Source organism: Comamonas sp. GB3 AK4-5, assembly GCF_041320665.1.
Classification (GTDB): domain Bacteria; phylum Pseudomonadota; class Gammaproteobacteria; order Burkholderiales; family Burkholderiaceae_C; genus Comamonas.
The window spans coordinates 3607053-3622086 of record NZ_CP166730.1 but is presented as its reverse complement, the minus strand read 5'-3'; the positions used below and the strand labels follow the sequence as shown (position 1 = coordinate 3622086).

The following is a 15034-nucleotide window of genomic DNA, read 5'->3' as shown; positions in this document are numbered from 1 at the left end:
TGCTTTTTAAACCGCAGCCTTGCGCGCCGCCAGCCAGGCTGTGGCCTGGCGCGGGTGGGTGAACGCTGTCCACTGCAGATGGCTGTACTCCGGGCTCTGGCGCAGCTGGCTGTATTTCTTGCGGTTCTGGGTGAAGGTGGTCAGTGACCACAGCAGGATGGAGTCGCGCGAGAAGAATGATTTGTGCAGGGATTCGCGGTTGCCGTGGAACAGCGGTGTGCGCCGCAGCGCCCGGCTCAGGGTGCGCCACAGCACCCGTGTGAACACCGTGGCCCGGCCGTAGTTGAGCCAGATGATGTGCGTGCCCCGGCCCCACAGCAGCTCGCGCGCCACGCTGTAGTTGCCATCGGCCACCCAGTGGGTGCCTTGGGTAGCTTGCTCCACACCCGCCAGAAAATCTGCGGTGGGCACAGACTGCCAGTGCGGCCCCCAGTACAGCGTATCCAACTCGATATGCGCACAGCCCAGGGCCTGGGCCAGGCTGTTGGAAAAACTGGATTTGCCGGCCCCGCTGGTGCCGATGACGATGTAGCGCATGGCTGCAGTATCTGTAAAAAAAGAGAGCGCCCGGTATTTGCAGTTCCATCGATGCAAGGTGAAATCTGTTGCAATCGCTGCTGCCATCTGCAGGCGCTGCTCTGAAATAAGAGAACATGCTTGCAAAACGAGAGATCGCTCTTGAAATGTCTGCCGGAGCGGGCCTGCGCAGCACAGCACAGGGGTGGCTCGCCCCCACAACGCCCAGACGGTGCTTCAGGCTAGGCGCTTGCCCGCAGGCAGTACGCTTGTACGACCAGGGTGAGCAACACCGCATGAAGTACCGTATGGGCGCCTCCAAACGATTCACCCACTCCAGCCCCCGTTTTTTATGACTACTTTTGTGCTGCTTGTTTTTGGCTTGGTGTACTTGGGCATGGTGCTGGGCGGCCTGCCTTTTCTGCAACTGGACCGCACCGGCGTGGCGCTGCTGGGGGCAATCGCCGTGATTGCGGGCGGCGCGCTGACGGTGGAGGAGGCTGCGCGCGCCGTGCACCTGCCCACGGTGCTGCTGCTGTTTGCCTTCATGATCATGTCGGCCCAGATGCAGCTGGGCGGCTTTTACGACTGGGTCACGCTGCGGGTGGCAGGCCTGCATGTGGCGCCGCCCACCTTGCTGGCGGCGTTGATTGCCGCCGTGGGCGTGCTGTCTGCCGTGTTCAGCAACGATGTGGTGTGCCTGGCCGTGGCGCCGGTGCTGGTGCAAGCCTGTCTGCGCCAGCGGCTGAACCCCGTGCCGTTTGCGCTGGCCCTTGCCTGCGCGGCCAATATAGGCTCGGCAGCCACCTTGATTGGCAACCCGCAGAACATGCTGATCGGCCAGTCGCTGTCCATGTCTTTTGTGGGCTATGCCGCCGATGCGGCCCTGCCCGTGTTGTTGGGTCTGGCGCTGACCTGGGTGCTGATCGTGCTTGGGGTGCGCGGGCGCTGGCGGCTGGCGCAAGGCAATGCCCTGCCAGCCACCACAGCGGCCGACACCCCGCTGCAACCCTGGCAGACCGCCAAGGGCCTGGGCGTGGCGCTGGCTGTGCTGCTGGCGTTTCTCTTCAGCCCCTGGCCGCATGAGGTGGTGGCGCTGATTGGCGCTGCCGTGTTGCTGCTCAGCCGCCGCCTGCACTCCAGCCGCGTGCTGGGCCTGGTGGATTGGCAGCTGCTGGTGCTGTTTGTGGGCCTGTTTGTGGTGAATGCAGCCCTGCAGCGCACGGGCGAACCAGCGCAGTGGGTGGCGGCTGCCGCAGCCCACGGTGTGCAGCTGGAGCACCCAGCCACGCTGTTTGCTGCGGTGTTTGTGCTGTCCAACCTGGTCTCCAATGTGCCGGCGGTGATGCTGCTGCTGCCAGTGGCCCAGCACCCCATGGCGGGCACGTTGCTGGCCCTGGTCAGCACCTTTGCCGGCAATCTTTTCATTGTGGGCAGCATTGCCAACATCATCGTGGTGGACGCAGCGCGCCGGCATGGCGTGGTCATTGGCTGGCGCCAACATGCGGCCCTGGGTATTCCCGTCACGCTGTGCACGCTGGCCATGGTGGCGCTGTATCTGGCCTGGCGCATGACGGCTTGATACATGGGCGGAATCCTGCAGAACTAAGATGCCCCGCCCGGCCACCCGGAGTGGCCGCTGCGATGACCCATCTGATGGAGACTTGATGTGCCTGCCACTGTCTACACCTCGACATTCACCTTTGTGAAGCGCGAATTCGACGACGCATTCCATGCGTTGGACAACACCATTGCCCAGGTTGCCAAATCCATTCCAGGCTATCTGGGCGAGGAGGCTTGGGAGAACCCGGGCACCCAACAGATCTCCAATGTGTACTACTGGGACAGCATGGACGCGCTCCGTGCTTTGATGGAGCATCCTGCACACCAGCAGGCCAAGCGCCAACAGGCCCAGTGGTTGGATGGCTACCACGTCACCATTGCCCAGGTGCTACGTATGTATGGAGACGGTGGGATTGAACACCCTCTTGCATCGTCTCAGGGGCTGCGTCGTCCCACCACGCCGGGAAGTTGGACAAAGTAGCTACGCAGCCGCTCCAGTGCCTGTCTTACCTTGGCGGGCAGGGTGTCGCTGGACTGAATGAATTGCTTCGCTTCACAGCTCGGTAGTGCAGGTGTGGATGGTTACTTGTGCTCTATTTTTTGAAGTGCCAGATCCACAAATTTGCGCGCAGGCAGTGAGATGCTGCCTTGGTTGCGCATGGCCATGACCAGCCGGCGGCGCAGTGCCAGTCCGCGCAGCGGGCGCACGGCCACCTGGTCGTCCTGCACCAGGCTGCGAACCACTTTCGAGGGGACTACGGCCATGCCCAGGCCGGCGGCCACCATGCGGCAAACGCACTCAAAACTGCGCACCTGGATCACGATTTTCCACGGCATGTTCAGCAACTGCGCTTGGGTGCCAATCAGCCGGCTGAGTGAGCTGGAGCGCGCCAGCGCCACAAAGTTGAACTGCAGCGCATCGCTGATGTCGATGCTGGCGTGCTCGGCCAGAGGGTGGTGGGCGGGCAGCAGAAAGACCAGCTCGTCCTCGTCGCAGACGATGCGTTCCAAAGCGCCCATCACCGTGTTCTCGCCAATGATGCCCAGCTCCACCACCCCCGTCTCCACGGCGCGCACGGCTTCCTCGCTGAGCATGTCTTCCACATCCAGCGAAATGCCGGGGTACAGCCTGTTGTAGTGCGCCAGCACATCGGGCAGAAAACCGGCCAGTGCACTGGTGTTGGCTGCCAGCCGCAGCTGGCCGGTGGCGCCGCTTTCAAAGTCTTTCATGGACAGCACCAGTTGTTCCATGCGCGCCAGCACCTGCAGCGCATGCTGGTACAGGCTTTGCCCTGCGGCCGTGGGCACCACACCGCTTTTGCTGCGCACCAGCAGTTTCACCTCCAGGTGATGTTCGAGATCCGCGATGCGCTTGCTGGCCGCAGCCAGCGAGATGCCGTTGTTTTGTGCTGCGGCAGTGAGGCTGCCAGCGTCTGCTGCCGTGACAAAAAGCTGCAGGGAGACAGGGTCGGTTTTGTGCAGATGGATCATGTCTTCCTTAACCAAAGCCGAATGATGGTTGAGTAGATACGTTAAATAAGAAGAAAAGATTGAGGAAGAATAGCTTCGTTCAGCACAGAAATGAAGACGACGGAGACAAGCAATGAACAGAAAAATCTTTTTGAGCAAGTTGGCCGGGGGCGTGGCCATAGCGGTTGCGGGGATCGGTGGCGCGGCTGCGAGTGACTACCCATCCAAGGCCATCACCCTGGTGGTGCCGAACCCTCCCGGAGGGGTGGTGGACGCGGCCGCGCGCCTCGTTTCGGACTCGCTGACCAAGACCTTGGGCCAGGCCGTCGTGGTGGAAAACCGTGGCGGCGCCAGCGGCAACATTGCCTACCAGACCGTCTCGCGTGCGCCCAAGGATGGCTATACGCTGCTGGCCTCGTACTCGGCCTACCACGTGGGCAACCCCAGCTTGTTCAAGAAGCCGGGCTGGTCGCAAAGCGATCTGGTGCCGGTGGCCATGCTGGTGAAGGCAGCCAACGTGATTGTGGTGCACCCCTCTTTGCCGGCGAAGAACCTGGCTGAGTTCATCAGCTATGCAAAGAAAAACCCAGGCACCATCAATTACGCCTCGCAGGGGGCGGGCTCACTGTCGCATGTGGGAACGGCACTGTTTGCCCAGATGACGAAGACCGAGCTGGTGCATGTGCCCTACAAGGGCTCGGGCCCCGCCATGCAGGATGTATTGGGCGGCCAGGTGCAGCTGTTCATGAGCACACCGCCCTCTGTGGGCCCACATGCACAAACCGGCAAGCTGCGCGCGCTGGCGGTGACAAGCAAGACCCGCCACCCCATGCTGCCCGATGTGCCGACCACGGCCGAAGCCGGTCTGCCCGATTTTCAGCCCGAGGCTTGGGTGGCGTTGTTTGCCCCGGCGGGTACCCCCAACGACGTGGTGCAGAAGATGGCGGCAGCCGTCACGACTGCCCTCGAATCTCCAGCGGTCAAGCAGCGCGCGGAGCTCCAGGGCATCGAGCCCGTGGTGATGTCGCCGCGCGAGCTGGGCGCCCTGGTGAAAGCGGATACGGCCCACTGGAGCCGCATCATTCAAGACAACAAGATCAGCGTGGACTGAAATGCAGAAAAACTACCGTATTGGACAAATCGTTCCCAGCTCCAACACCACGATGGAGACGGAAATCCCACAGATGCTGTGGCAGCGCCAACAGGTGGAGCCCGAGCGCTTCACCTTCCATTCCAGCCGCATGCGCATGCAGAAGGTGACCAAGGAAGAGCTGGCCGCCATGGATGCCGACTCCGACCGCTGCGCCATCGAGTTGGCCGACGCCCGTGTGGATGTGTTGGGCTATGCCTGCCTCGTCGCCATCATGAGCATGGGGCGGGGCTACCATCGCGTGGCCGAAGAGCGTCTGCAGCGCCGTACCCAGGAAACCGGCGGCCCCGCCCCGGTGGTGACCAGTGCCGGCGCGCTGGTGGATGGGCTGAAAGCCATCGGTGCCAAGAAGGTATCGCTGCTGGCACCCTATATGAAACCGCTGACGGCGCTGGTGATCGACTACATCGAGAACGAAGGCATCGAGGTGGTGGACAGCATTTCGCTGGAGATCGCCGACAACCTGGAGGTCGGTCGTCAGGACCCCATGGCGCCTATCGAGATCACCCGCAAGCTCAACATCCAGGGTGTGGATGCTGTGGTCGCTTCCGCCTGCGTGCAGATGCCGTCGCTGGGGTCGATCCAGCCGATCGAAGACCGGCTGGGCCTGCCTGTCATTTCCTCCTCCGTGGCCACGACCTACATGATGCTCAAGAAGCTGGGCCTGAAAACCTACGCTCCCGGCTTTGGCTCGCTGCTGAGCGGGCGCTACTGAGCGGTGGCAGTGCCGGCGCTGAACGCTTGCACGCGAGGCGTGCGGTGGTTGATGGTTTGAAAACTTGATAGCGCCTATCGCATGCAGAACAAGGGATTTACGCCTTAAGAAGCGTAAATCCCTTGTGTTTTCTGTGGTGCTTGCTACCCATAAATCCATCTCCGCCATGGCAAGTCCAGCACCTGTTTGCCCTCCACGCCCATCCAGGCCCAGGGCGTGGCTCAACTGCGGGGCTGTACTCCTGGCAACTGCGCAAAGTAGGCACGCAGCACGTCTATCGCCTGCCTGACCTTGGCGGGCAGTGCATCGCGTTCGGGCGTGACGGCCCAGAGGTCCAGCAGGCCCATATCCCAGTCGGGCAGCAGGCGTAGCAGCCGGCCTTCACGCAGCGGCTGCACCACATCAAACAGCGTCAGCTGGGCCAGGCCCAGGCCGGCCTCGCACAAATGCTGCACGGTGCCACGGTGGTTGCTCACCATGCGGGGCAGGGCTTGCAGGGAAAAGCGCTCGCCGCTGGCTTCATGGCGCCATTCCTCACTGAGCTGCGGGTGCTCGGCATGGCTTTGCTGCAGCCACTCGGCCGTGGCCAGTTCACTGGGGTGGCCGGGCAGGGCTTGCAGCGGGCGGCCCGCACGCTGGTTCCAGGTTTCCAGCCACTGGGGCGCGGCGCACAGCACGGTGGGTGATGCGCCGAGGTGGCGGGCCACCCAGCTGGAGTCGGATTGCTTGCCAAAGCGCAGGGCCAGGTCCACACGGCCCTGCACCAGGTCAATGGGCGCATCGTCCACCAGCAGCCGCAAGCGCAGCTGCGGGTGCTGGCCCAGCCAGGCCCCCAGCGCCGGTGCGGCATGGGGGGCAAAACCCACGGGGGTAGACAGGCGCAGCTCGCCGCTGGGTTGCTGGCGCTCGGCTGCCAGCTCGGCCTGGGCGCGGCGGGCGGCTTCGCACAGGGCGGCGCACTGGGCGTAGTAGCGCTGGCCGGCATCGGTTAGCGTCAGCTGGCGGGTGGTGCGATGCAGCAGGGTGACGCCGGCGCTGCGTTCCAGCTGGCGCATTTGCTGGCTGACGGCCGAGGGGCTCATGTCCAGCAGGCGTGCCGCCGCACTCATCGAGCCTTGTTGCACCACGGTGGCGAAGATGGCCATGCGTTTGAGGTCTTCCATGGCGGCTATTTTGAAGCACAGCTTCAAGGTCATGGTGGCGGTACAGGCTTTTTCTGGCGGCGGCAGCGGCGTAATCTTCAGGCTTGTTGCATACACAAGGAGTGAAGAAAATGAAAGTCGCATTGATTGGCGCTACCGGTTTTGTGGGTTCCGTGGTGCTGGATGAGCTGTTGGCGCGCGGCCATGAGGTGGTGGCCCTGGTGCGTGACCCGGCCAAGCTGGCCGCACGGCCGCAGCTGAAGGCCGTACAGGCCGATGTACTGGATGCCGCCCAGGTGCAACAGGCCGTGGCGGGGGCTGATGCCGTGCTCAGCGCCTACAACGCGGGCTGGACCAATCCGAATATCTACGCCGATTTCATGCGGGGCTCACGCGCCATCGTGCAGGGTGTGAAGGCCGCAGGCGTGCCCCGCTATCTGGTGGTGGGCGGTGCGGGTAGCCTGGTGGTGAATGGCCAGCAACTGGTGGATGACCCGGACTTTCCCGCAGCCATCAAGCCCGGAGCCACGGCGGCCCGCGATATGTATACCGAGCTGCAGCGCGAGAGCGCACTGGACTGGACGCTGCTGAGCCCGGCCGTGGGCTTTCACGGTGGCTCGGCCGCACAGTCCAAGGGGCGTACCGGTCAGTACCGCACCGGCCAGGACGCGCCGCTGATGCAGGCCGATGGGCAGCCCGGCGATATCTCGGCCCAGGACCTGGCCGTGGCCCTGGTGGATGCGCTGGAGCAGCATCTGCACTCGCGCAGCCGGTTCACGGTAGCTTATTGAGCAGGGCTGGGCTCAAGGGTTTGAGCATCTCGGTGACCAGTTTGCGCACGGCTTTTTCCGCCTCGGTCGCGGCCTGCTCGTCATAGGCCATGGTTGCGCCGCGCTCGACGCAGGCGTCGGCGTAGCTAAAGGGCTGGCGGGTGGTGGCACTCACCAGCTTGCCCTCTTCGGACTCTATGGTCTGGCAGTTGCGTGTGCTCTGTGCCTGGGGCAGTGCGATGGGCTGCTGCAGTATCCGTGAGTCAAATACATGCTGTGCCCCGGGGTACTCGGTGATCTGAATGTCCTGGCCTTTGGCGCGCAGCCGCTGCACATAGGCGCGGCAGGTGCTGGAGCGGCTGAAGGTGTCTGCAGTGCCATGAAAAATGCGCACGGGTGCGGGAGCGAGCTCCTCGTCGTCACGGTAGGTATAGCTGCAGTCCGGGTAGAAGGCGACATAGGCCGCAAAAGGCGGCGTGGTGGAGGTCAGGTGCATGCGCTGGAAGCGTTTGAGGCTGGCGTACAGCGCGTTTTGCCCCCCTCGGGAAAATCCGATCAGCATGATGCGGTGGGGATCGATGCGCGGATGCCGGGACAGCAGTGCCAGCGCGCGGTAGGCGTCCACGGTTTGCGTCAGGCGACCGAGCTGGGCCTGGTCATTGGTGGTGTCCACAATGCCGCGGCCGGTAAAGCTGTCGAGTACAAAAGTGGCCACGCCCATGTCGAGAAACTTTTGCTCCCAGTCCACGACGCCCCAGCCCGGGCCGCCGGAGCCGTGCAGCAGGATGACCAGGGGCCGTCGGCCAGCGCCAAAGCCCGGGAGGCGAAGCTCCCCGGCGATCACCACGGGTTTGCCGTCTTCGCGGCCGATCAGGAACTCCTGGTCGGACAGCGTGACCGACTGGAGTGGCGTGACTTCGAGGCGTGAGACTTGTGCGTTGCCACTGTGCGGCAGGCAGATGGCGGCCATCCACATCGCGGCACCCAGCATTCGGCGTACAGGCTTCCAATGCGTACCCAAATCCAACATATCGATGGCCTCTCAGAGATCAAGTTCCCACGGACATCGCGGGCTGGTGGGCATTGGTCCCTGTGCCAGCCCTGCTGTCAACGTGGCCGTGGTGGCCCTGGCTGGCCTAGGGTATGCGCTTTGTATTTGCATGGCTGCCCCATGCCATAGACCTTGTATCAGTTGTCGGGACCATGTGCCGGGTGAGCAAGGCAGCGCTCGTACATATTCTGGCAACAAGCACTGAAATACACGGTAAGTGCAGACACCATCTGTACAGACAGCTATGGTTTTGTTAGCGGCATCCGGCAGGCCGAGGGCGGCTGAACTGCTGCTCGGTCACCGCGCTGCCCCACTGGCTACCGGTGGCCTGGTGCACCAGGGCAAAGCCCTGGGCCTCGTACAGGTGGCGGGCTGCATCCAGGCCGGCAAAAGTCCACAGCTGGGTCGCGGCAAAGCCCTGTACGTCGCAAAAATCCAGGGCCGTGCGCAGCAATTGCTGGCCCACACCCAGGCCACGGCAGCCATCGTCCAAGATGAACCAGCGCAAATGGGCTTGCTGTCCACCCAGGTCCTGGCCATCGATGGCGATGGCCCCCACGATGCGCCCATGTAGCGTGGCGCACCAAATCTGGTTGCCATCCTGGCTCAGCCTGGCGGCAAACTCGGCCAGGCCGCTGGCTACCTGGCTTTCAAAGAACTGACCAAAGCCGGCATGGCGGGCGTAGAAGCAGGCATGCATCTCGGCCACGCGGCCTATCAGCCCGGGGCGGTAGCCGGCATGAATCTCGATGGCAGGGGGCCGGGCCTGGGTCTCGCCCTGGCGGCTGGCCTGCAGCGCGCCAGCGTAAGTGGCCAGGCCCTGGGCCACGGCCTGTTGCTGCGCCGGGTTCAGGTGGCGCAGCGCTGTCTGCACCCGCTGCTGGCCGTAGGCATGGATGGCTGCGGCTGTTTGCCGGCCCTGGGCCGTCAGCTGCAGCGGCTTGGCGCGGGCATCGCTGGCCCTGCCTGGCGCAATTTCTCCGGCGGCTTCCAGCTTGGCCAGCAGGCGGCTGACGCTGGACTTCTCCAGCCCCAGCAGTCCCACCAACTGGGCCGCGGTGAGGGCGCCCTGGATCTCGAGCTCCAGCAGCGTGTGCACTGCGGAAGGCGAATAATCGCTGCCAGCCAGCGTGGTGTGCATAAAACCCAGCTCGCGCACCATGGTGCGCGATGCGGTGCGGACGGCGGTGACCAGGTGGGTGTCGGCAGCCATGGTGGCCTTTGGTGGGCGTGTATATGGTTGTAGCGTACAACAATTTGCGCCGCGCGCATATCCTGTAGAGGCGTACCATGCGGACCCCGCACCCGGCCTGCTTGGGGCCGGGTCTGCGGTTTTTTTGATGCTTTGTATGTCTTCTTCTCGTGAATCTTCCGTGGCGCCCGTGGCGGTATCTGACTTTCGTGCCTGGGTGGGCGTGATTGCGCTGGCGCTGGCCGCTTTTGTCTTCAACACCACCGAATTTGTGCCCGTGGGCTTGCTCAGCGACCTGAGCGCCAGCTTTGGCATGCGCACCGAGCAGGTGGGCCTGATGCTGACCATTTACGCCTGGGTGGTGGCTCTGGCTTCGCTGCCCTGCATGCTGCTCACGCGCCACTGGGAGCGCCGTCGTTTGCTGATGGGGGTGTTTGCGCTCTTCATTGCCAGCCATGCGCTGTCGGCCGTGGCCTGGAGCTATGGCGTGCTGCTCGTCAGCCGCATAGGCATTGCGCTGGCGCATGCGGTGTTCTGGTCCATCACGGCCGCGCTGGCCGTGCGCGTGGCCCCTGCGGGGCGCAAGACCCAGGCCCTGGGCCTGCTGGCCACCGGCACCACGCTGGCCATGGTGCTGGGCATTCCACTGGGCCGTGTGGTGGGCGAGGCCCTGGGCTGGCGCACCACCTTTGGCGTCATCGGCGTGGTGGCGCTGGCGGTGATGCTGGTGCTGCGTGCGCTGCTGCCGCTGCTGCCCAGCGAGAACGCGGGCTCGGCCCGCTCCATCCCCATGCTGCTGCGCCGTCCGGCCCTGCTGGCCACCTATGCGCTCTTGATCCTGATGGTGACGGCGCAGTTCACCGTCTACAGCTATATCGAGCCCCTGGTGCAGCAGGTGGGCGGCTTGAGCCCTCATGTCACCACCCTGGTGCTGCTGCTGTTCGGCGGCATGGGCATTGTGGGCAGTCTGTGCTTTAGCGCCTTTGGCCTGCGTTTTCCGCGCAGCTTTTTGCTGCTGGCGCTGGCGGTGCTGACGGCCAGCCTGTGGCTGCTGCTGCCTAGCACGGCCTGGTTGCCCGGCCTGTATGCGGTGTGTGCCGTGTGGGGCGTAGCCATGTTGGGCATGGCCCTGGTGTTGCAGGCCAAGGTGCTGCGCCTGGCATCAGACGCCACGGATGTGGGCATGTCGCTGTTCTCCGGCCTGTTCAATGTGGGCATAGGCGCCGGCGCATTGCTGGGCAGCCAGGTGGGCACCCATGCCGGCATGCAGCACCTGGGCCATGTGGGCGGCAGCCTGGCCTTGCTGGGCCTGCTGTGGTGTGCCTATGCCACCTGGAAATGGGCGGGCAGCTTTCACCCTGTGCCCCAGCGCTAGCGATCTGCCCGTCGCATGCACAAGGCCATCAGCAGGGCCAGCAGGGCAATGCCGGCGGCCACATGGCCTATGGACGCCAAGCCCCATTGCCCAATCACCAGTCCACCGATGATGGCGCCCAGACCGGTACCGGCGTTGGCGGCCGATACATTCAGGCTGCCGGCCAGTGCCTGGGCCTGCCGGGCCGATTGCATGACACGTACCTGGCAAATGGGAAACAACGCGGTATAGGCAATGCCCCAGACCGCCAACGCCAGGACCAACAAGGCAGGGGAATCCGCCAGCGGTACGCTGGCCGCCATGCCCAGGGCCAGCAGCAGCGTGCAGGCCGCTGTAGCGCCCAGCGGGCTGCGCTCGACCCAGCGCCCGCCCAGCCAGTTGCCCGCCAGGCCTATGGCGCCAAAGCCCATCAGCCACCAGCCCACATGGGCAGGTGCCACGCCGGCCACGCGCTCCAGCAGGTCGGCCAGATAGGTGTAGGCCGTGAACATGGCGGTGAAGACCAGCACCGACAGCAGCACCTGGGCCACAAAGCGCCCATCCCGCAGCAGGCCTGCCTGCTCGGCCAGGCGCAGCCGCGGTGACGGCGCGACAGCGGGCATAAAGACCGCCAGCGCCAAGGCCATGGCCAGCGACAGACCGGCCAGCACCCAGAACGTACCGCGCCAGCCTATGGCGTCGGCGGCCAGCGTGCCCAGCGGAATGCCGAACAACAACGCGGCCGAAATGCCCAGATACACCTGGGAGACGGCACGGCCGGCGCGCTGTGGACCGGCCAGTTGCCCTGCCGTCTCGCTGGCCGTACCCCAGAACACCGGCAGCGCCAGCGCCGGCACAAAGCGGGCCAGGGCCAGCACCCAGACATTGGGCGCCACGGCCGCCAGGGCGTTGGAGGCGGCAAAGAGCAGCAAGATGGCAATGAACAGCGGCTTGCGTGCCAGGTGGGACAGCAAGGCCGTCAGCACCGGGCCGAATAGCATCACCGTAAAGGCAAACAGGGTGACCAACTGGCCCGCGGCAGAGATGGAGATGCCCAGGTCGCGGGCCAGCGCGGGCAGCAGGCCGACGATGAGGTATTCGGTGGTGACGATGACAAAAGCGGCCACCGCCAGAATGGCAATGGACAGGCCGCTGCGGGAGGCGCCGCCCGCGGTGCCGGCGACTGAAAGAGAAGACATGGGAAAGACTCCGTCGAATGAACCGGCGGCAGTCTATGGGTGAATCAATTTCTTATCCGGGATGATTTTTCCTAGAATTAATGAACTGAATTCTCTAATGAGGGCGCCATGATGGCTTCGGAGCGGCTCAAAGGCATCGCCACCCTGGTGGCAGTGGCCGACGCTGGCAGTTTTACCGCAGCGGCAGAACGCTTGCACCTGAGCAGCTCTGCCGTCAGCAAAAGCGTGGCGCGGCTGGAGGAGCGCCTGGGCACGCGGCTGTTTGCGCGCAGCACCCGCAGCCTGGCGCTGACGGAGGCCGGCGCTGCCTACTACCGCACCTGTGTGCGCGTGCTGGCCGATCTGGAAGAGGGCGAGGCCGTGCTGGCCGCCCAGCGCAGCGAGCCCGTGGGCCGTTTGCGCCTGGACATGCCGGCCACCTTTGGCCGTTTGTGTGTCTGGCCGCTGCTGCTGAATCTGATGCAGCAGCACCCCCAGCTGCGACCCCATGTGTCCTTCACCGACCGCTTTGTCGATCTGCAGGACGAGGGCATAGACCTGGCCGTGCGCATAGGCGGGCCCGCGCACTGGCCTGCCAACATCGGTCACCGCTATCTGGGCAGCGAGCGCCTGATTTTTTGCGCCGCACCGGACTATCTGGCGCGCCAGGGCACACCCGGCTCGCCCGCTGCGCTGCTGCAGCATGCGGCCGTGCTCTATGGCAAGGCCGATGGCAGCACCAGCCCCTGGCTGCTGGCGCAGCAAGCCGGGCCGGTGCAGCGGCGCGAGGTGGAAGGCCGGGTGGTGGTGGGCAATGCCGAGGCCCAGGTGGCCGCCGTCAAGGCCGGCTGCGGCATTGCCCAGCTGGCCACCTGGCTGGTGCGCGAAGACATTGCCAGCGGCGCGCTGGTGCAGCTCTGCCCCGCGCTGGCCACCGATGGCTTGCCCCTGCACCTGGTGTGGCCCGTGGGTCGGCAACTGCTGCCCAAGGTGGACGCCGTGCTGCAGTGCCTGGCCGCGCAATTGCGGGTGGATTAAGGCTTGGTGAGCTGTGCTGCGGCCGGGCCGTTGAAGCCCAGGGCCTGCAGGCCGCGCAAGATGGCCTGGTCCCAGGCGTAGTAGTCATGGCCGCCGGCGAATTCGTCGCTGCTCACCGTGTAGCCCTTGGCCTGCAGCACATTGCGCAGGTGGCGGTTGTTGTCCACCAGACCGCCTTCGCCGTTGACGCCACGCTCCAGCAGGCCGTAGCCCAGGTGCCAGCGCACCGGGCGGGTGGGGCTCCGCGCCACCTGCTGCATGAACCAGTCACCCTCGCTCCAGCGGTGCGCGGCCTGGCCGGTGGGGGGCGTGGGGGCCCACCAGTAGGAGCCGGACAGGCTCAGCACATTGCCAAAGGCTTCGGGGTGGGCCCAGCCCAGATAGCCCGAGGCCAGGCCGCCGTAGCTGGAGCCTGCCACCACCACCTGGCTGGCATTGCGCGCCAACGCTGGGGTGCGGGCGCGCAACCAGGGCAGCAGCTCGGTGGCCAGCATGCGGCCAAAGGCATCGCTGTGCGGGGGCAGCTCCTTGGCGCGGTCTTCGCGCGTGGGGTTGGCCACCAGCAGCACGGCCATGGGCAGGATCTGGCCTTGGGCGATCCAGCCTTCCAGGCGCTGGGGCAGTTGCACCCGTTCCAGATAGGCCTCGCGGTCAAACAGCAGCAGCAAGGGCAGGCTGGCGGGCGTATGCGTGCCGGGCGGCAGATAGAGGCTGAGGCTGCGGGTATTGCCCAGCTGGCTGCTGGCAAAGCGCAGATGCTGCAGCTGCCCATTCAGCGCGGGCAGCGGGTTGTTGCTGGCCTGGTTGTGCAGCGCTCCGCTGGCGGGAATGTCTAGGGCCGAGCGCTGGGCATGGCGGGCGGCCGCGCTGTCGGCGGACAGCGCCGGGTTGCCCGCATGCCAGACATGGGGGTTGAGCGCATCGCGCTGGGCGGCCAGCTGCTGGGTTTGCATTTGCTGCATGCGGCTGAGGGCCTGGCCCTCTGCTGCGGGATGGCGCACTGGGTCGACCACGAGCTGGTAGGCCGCGCGCAGGCCGCGCGGCAGCGGCAGGCTGAGCTGCCAGATGTCGGTGCCCGGCAGCTGTTGCAGCCGGGGGGTGTCGGCCGAGCGCATGGCCCAGTCCAGCCGCACGGCATGGGCCTGGTCGGCGGTGCCGGCCGGCGCGCGCCACAAAAAGGTGGCCAGGGCCTCTTGTGGATGGGGGAGGGCTTCCAGCAGCGGTGTGCCACGGGCTTGCACGGTCTGCCAGAAACTTTGAATCAAATCGGCCTTCTGCGCTTTGCTAGCAAGTGCAAGCTGCTCCTGAAGTTGAAGCAACAGCGGTGATGCCGGTGGAGTGGCTGCGGGTGTGGCCAAGGCCGCCGCAGCGCTGTCGGCGCGGGCAGGGCCGTTGGCGCGCAGCCGCCACTGCATGGGCGGTGCATCGGCGGCTTCCTGCGTGAAATAGGGCTTGTCTGCCCGCAGCCGGTAGGTGCCGGCGAGGGGCGTGATCCAGCCCAGATCCTGCGCGCCGTTGTGCACGGCAGGCCATTGGCGTAGCAGGGCGCCATCCGGGCCGTGCAGCTGGACCTGGTGGGCGTGGGTACCGCCATCCAGCGTCCACAGCAGCAGCTGGCCGGCAGGGGCGTCCACGGCCAGCTCCGCGCCCTGCAGTGCACCAGCACAGCTTTGCCAGCCGCTGTGGGCCGTGGGCAGGGGGAACGTTTGGCAGCGCAGCGTGCTGGCGGCCTTTTTCTCGACGGTATCCCCTTCGGCCAGCGAAGCGGCCGCCAGGGACAGGCCATGGCCTGCCAGCAGCAGTGCGGACAGAGGGATGGCCCATCGGCCAGGCAGGGGCGCAACTGGGCGCTGGTGCGGGTTGTGGGGGCGGGCAGTGAAAAGCAGGGCCATGGT

Annotated in this window: 14 protein-coding genes; 7 read left to right on the top strand and 7 right to left on the bottom strand. The window is 65.3% G+C overall.

What is annotated here, in order from left to right; genetic code table 11:
• Positions 1-6: 6 nt before the first annotated feature.
• Entirely contained in the window at positions 7-537 is a 531-nt protein-coding gene (locus ACA027_RS16360) for a toxin (protein ID WP_370679259.1), read from the bottom strand.
• A gap of 331 nt (positions 538-868) precedes the next feature.
• Here ACA027_RS16360 and ACA027_RS16355 point away from each other — a divergent pair, with 331 nt between their 5' ends.
• Positions 869-2098, top strand: coding sequence for an anion transporter (locus ACA027_RS16355; RefSeq protein ID WP_370679258.1), 1230 nt, complete (start codon positions 869-871; stop codon positions 2096-2098).
• Positions 2099-2185: 87 nt separating this feature from the next.
• Positions 2186-2560, top strand: a complete 375-nt coding sequence (locus tag ACA027_RS16350; RefSeq protein ID WP_370679257.1) for an antibiotic biosynthesis monooxygenase — start codon at positions 2186-2188, stop codon at positions 2558-2560.
• Positions 2561-2661: 101 nt separating this feature from the next.
• Here the strand turns inward: ACA027_RS16350 and ACA027_RS16345 are convergent, their stop codons facing one another.
• A complete protein-coding gene (locus ACA027_RS16345; protein WP_370679256.1) occupies positions 2662-3570 on the bottom strand; it encodes a LysR family transcriptional regulator in 909 nt (302 codons plus the stop codon).
• 112 nt (positions 3571-3682) lie between these two features.
• Here ACA027_RS16345 and ACA027_RS16340 point away from each other — a divergent pair, with 112 nt between their 5' ends.
• Both ACA027_RS16340 and ACA027_RS16335 read left to right on the top strand, forming a co-directional pair.
• Complete coding sequence (locus ACA027_RS16340) at positions 3683-4660, top strand: Bug family tripartite tricarboxylate transporter substrate binding protein (RefSeq protein WP_370679255.1); 978 nt, start codon at positions 3683-3685, stop codon at positions 4658-4660.
• A 1-nt stretch (position 4661) separates the two neighbouring features.
• Positions 4662-5414 carry an Asp/Glu racemase gene (locus tag ACA027_RS16335; RefSeq protein WP_370679254.1) on the top strand — a complete coding sequence of 251 codons (753 nt, stop codon included), beginning with the start codon at positions 4662-4664 and terminating at the stop codon, positions 5412-5414.
• Positions 5415-5635: 221 nt separating this feature from the next.
• On the opposite strand, the gene ACA027_RS16330 is transcribed toward ACA027_RS16335, so the two are convergent.
• Positions 5636-6577, bottom strand: a complete 942-nt coding sequence (locus ACA027_RS16330) for a LysR family transcriptional regulator (RefSeq protein ID WP_370682608.1) — start codon at positions 6575-6577, stop codon at positions 5636-5638.
• A 110-nt stretch (positions 6578-6687) separates the two neighbouring features.
• Between ACA027_RS16330 and ACA027_RS16325 the strand changes: the two genes are divergently transcribed.
• A complete protein-coding gene (locus tag ACA027_RS16325) occupies positions 6688-7347 on the top strand; it encodes an NAD(P)-dependent oxidoreductase (protein WP_370679253.1) in 660 nt (219 codons plus the stop codon).
• Here the strand turns inward: ACA027_RS16325 and ACA027_RS16320 are convergent.
• The gene (locus ACA027_RS16320; RefSeq protein ID WP_370679252.1) at positions 7331-8356 is read right to left on the bottom strand and encodes a dienelactone hydrolase family protein; all 1026 of its coding nucleotides are present in this window, start codon (positions 8354-8356) and stop codon (positions 7331-7333) included. The two genes, ACA027_RS16325 and ACA027_RS16320, sit on opposite strands and share 17 nt — an antisense overlap.
• Positions 8357-8630: 274 nt before the next feature.
• A complete protein-coding gene (locus ACA027_RS16315; protein WP_370679251.1) occupies positions 8631-9590 on the bottom strand; it encodes a GNAT family N-acetyltransferase in 960 nt (319 codons plus the stop codon).
• A gap of 136 nt (positions 9591-9726) precedes the next feature.
• On the opposite strand from ACA027_RS16315, the gene ACA027_RS16310 reads away from it, so the two are divergent.
• A complete protein-coding gene (locus tag ACA027_RS16310; RefSeq protein ID WP_370679250.1) occupies positions 9727-10944 on the top strand; it encodes a sugar transporter in 1218 nt (405 codons plus the stop codon).
• Here ACA027_RS16310 and ACA027_RS16305 read toward each other — a convergent pair.
• Positions 10941-12122, bottom strand: coding sequence for an MFS transporter (locus tag ACA027_RS16305; RefSeq protein ID WP_370679249.1), 1182 nt, complete (start codon positions 12120-12122; stop codon positions 10941-10943). The two genes, ACA027_RS16310 and ACA027_RS16305, sit on opposite strands and share 4 nt — an antisense overlap.
• Positions 12123-12230: 108 nt before the next feature.
• Between ACA027_RS16305 and ACA027_RS16300 the strand changes: the two genes are divergently transcribed.
• Entirely contained in the window at positions 12231-13139 is a 909-nt protein-coding gene (locus tag ACA027_RS16300) for a LysR substrate-binding domain-containing protein (RefSeq protein WP_370679248.1), read from the top strand.
• Here ACA027_RS16300 and ACA027_RS16295 read toward each other — a convergent pair.
• Positions 13136-15031 carry an alpha/beta hydrolase gene (locus ACA027_RS16295; protein WP_370679247.1) on the bottom strand — a complete coding sequence of 632 codons (1896 nt, stop codon included), beginning with the start codon at positions 15029-15031 and terminating at the stop codon, positions 13136-13138. The genes ACA027_RS16300 and ACA027_RS16295 overlap by 4 nt on opposite strands.
• Positions 15032-15034 lie beyond the last annotated feature (3 nt).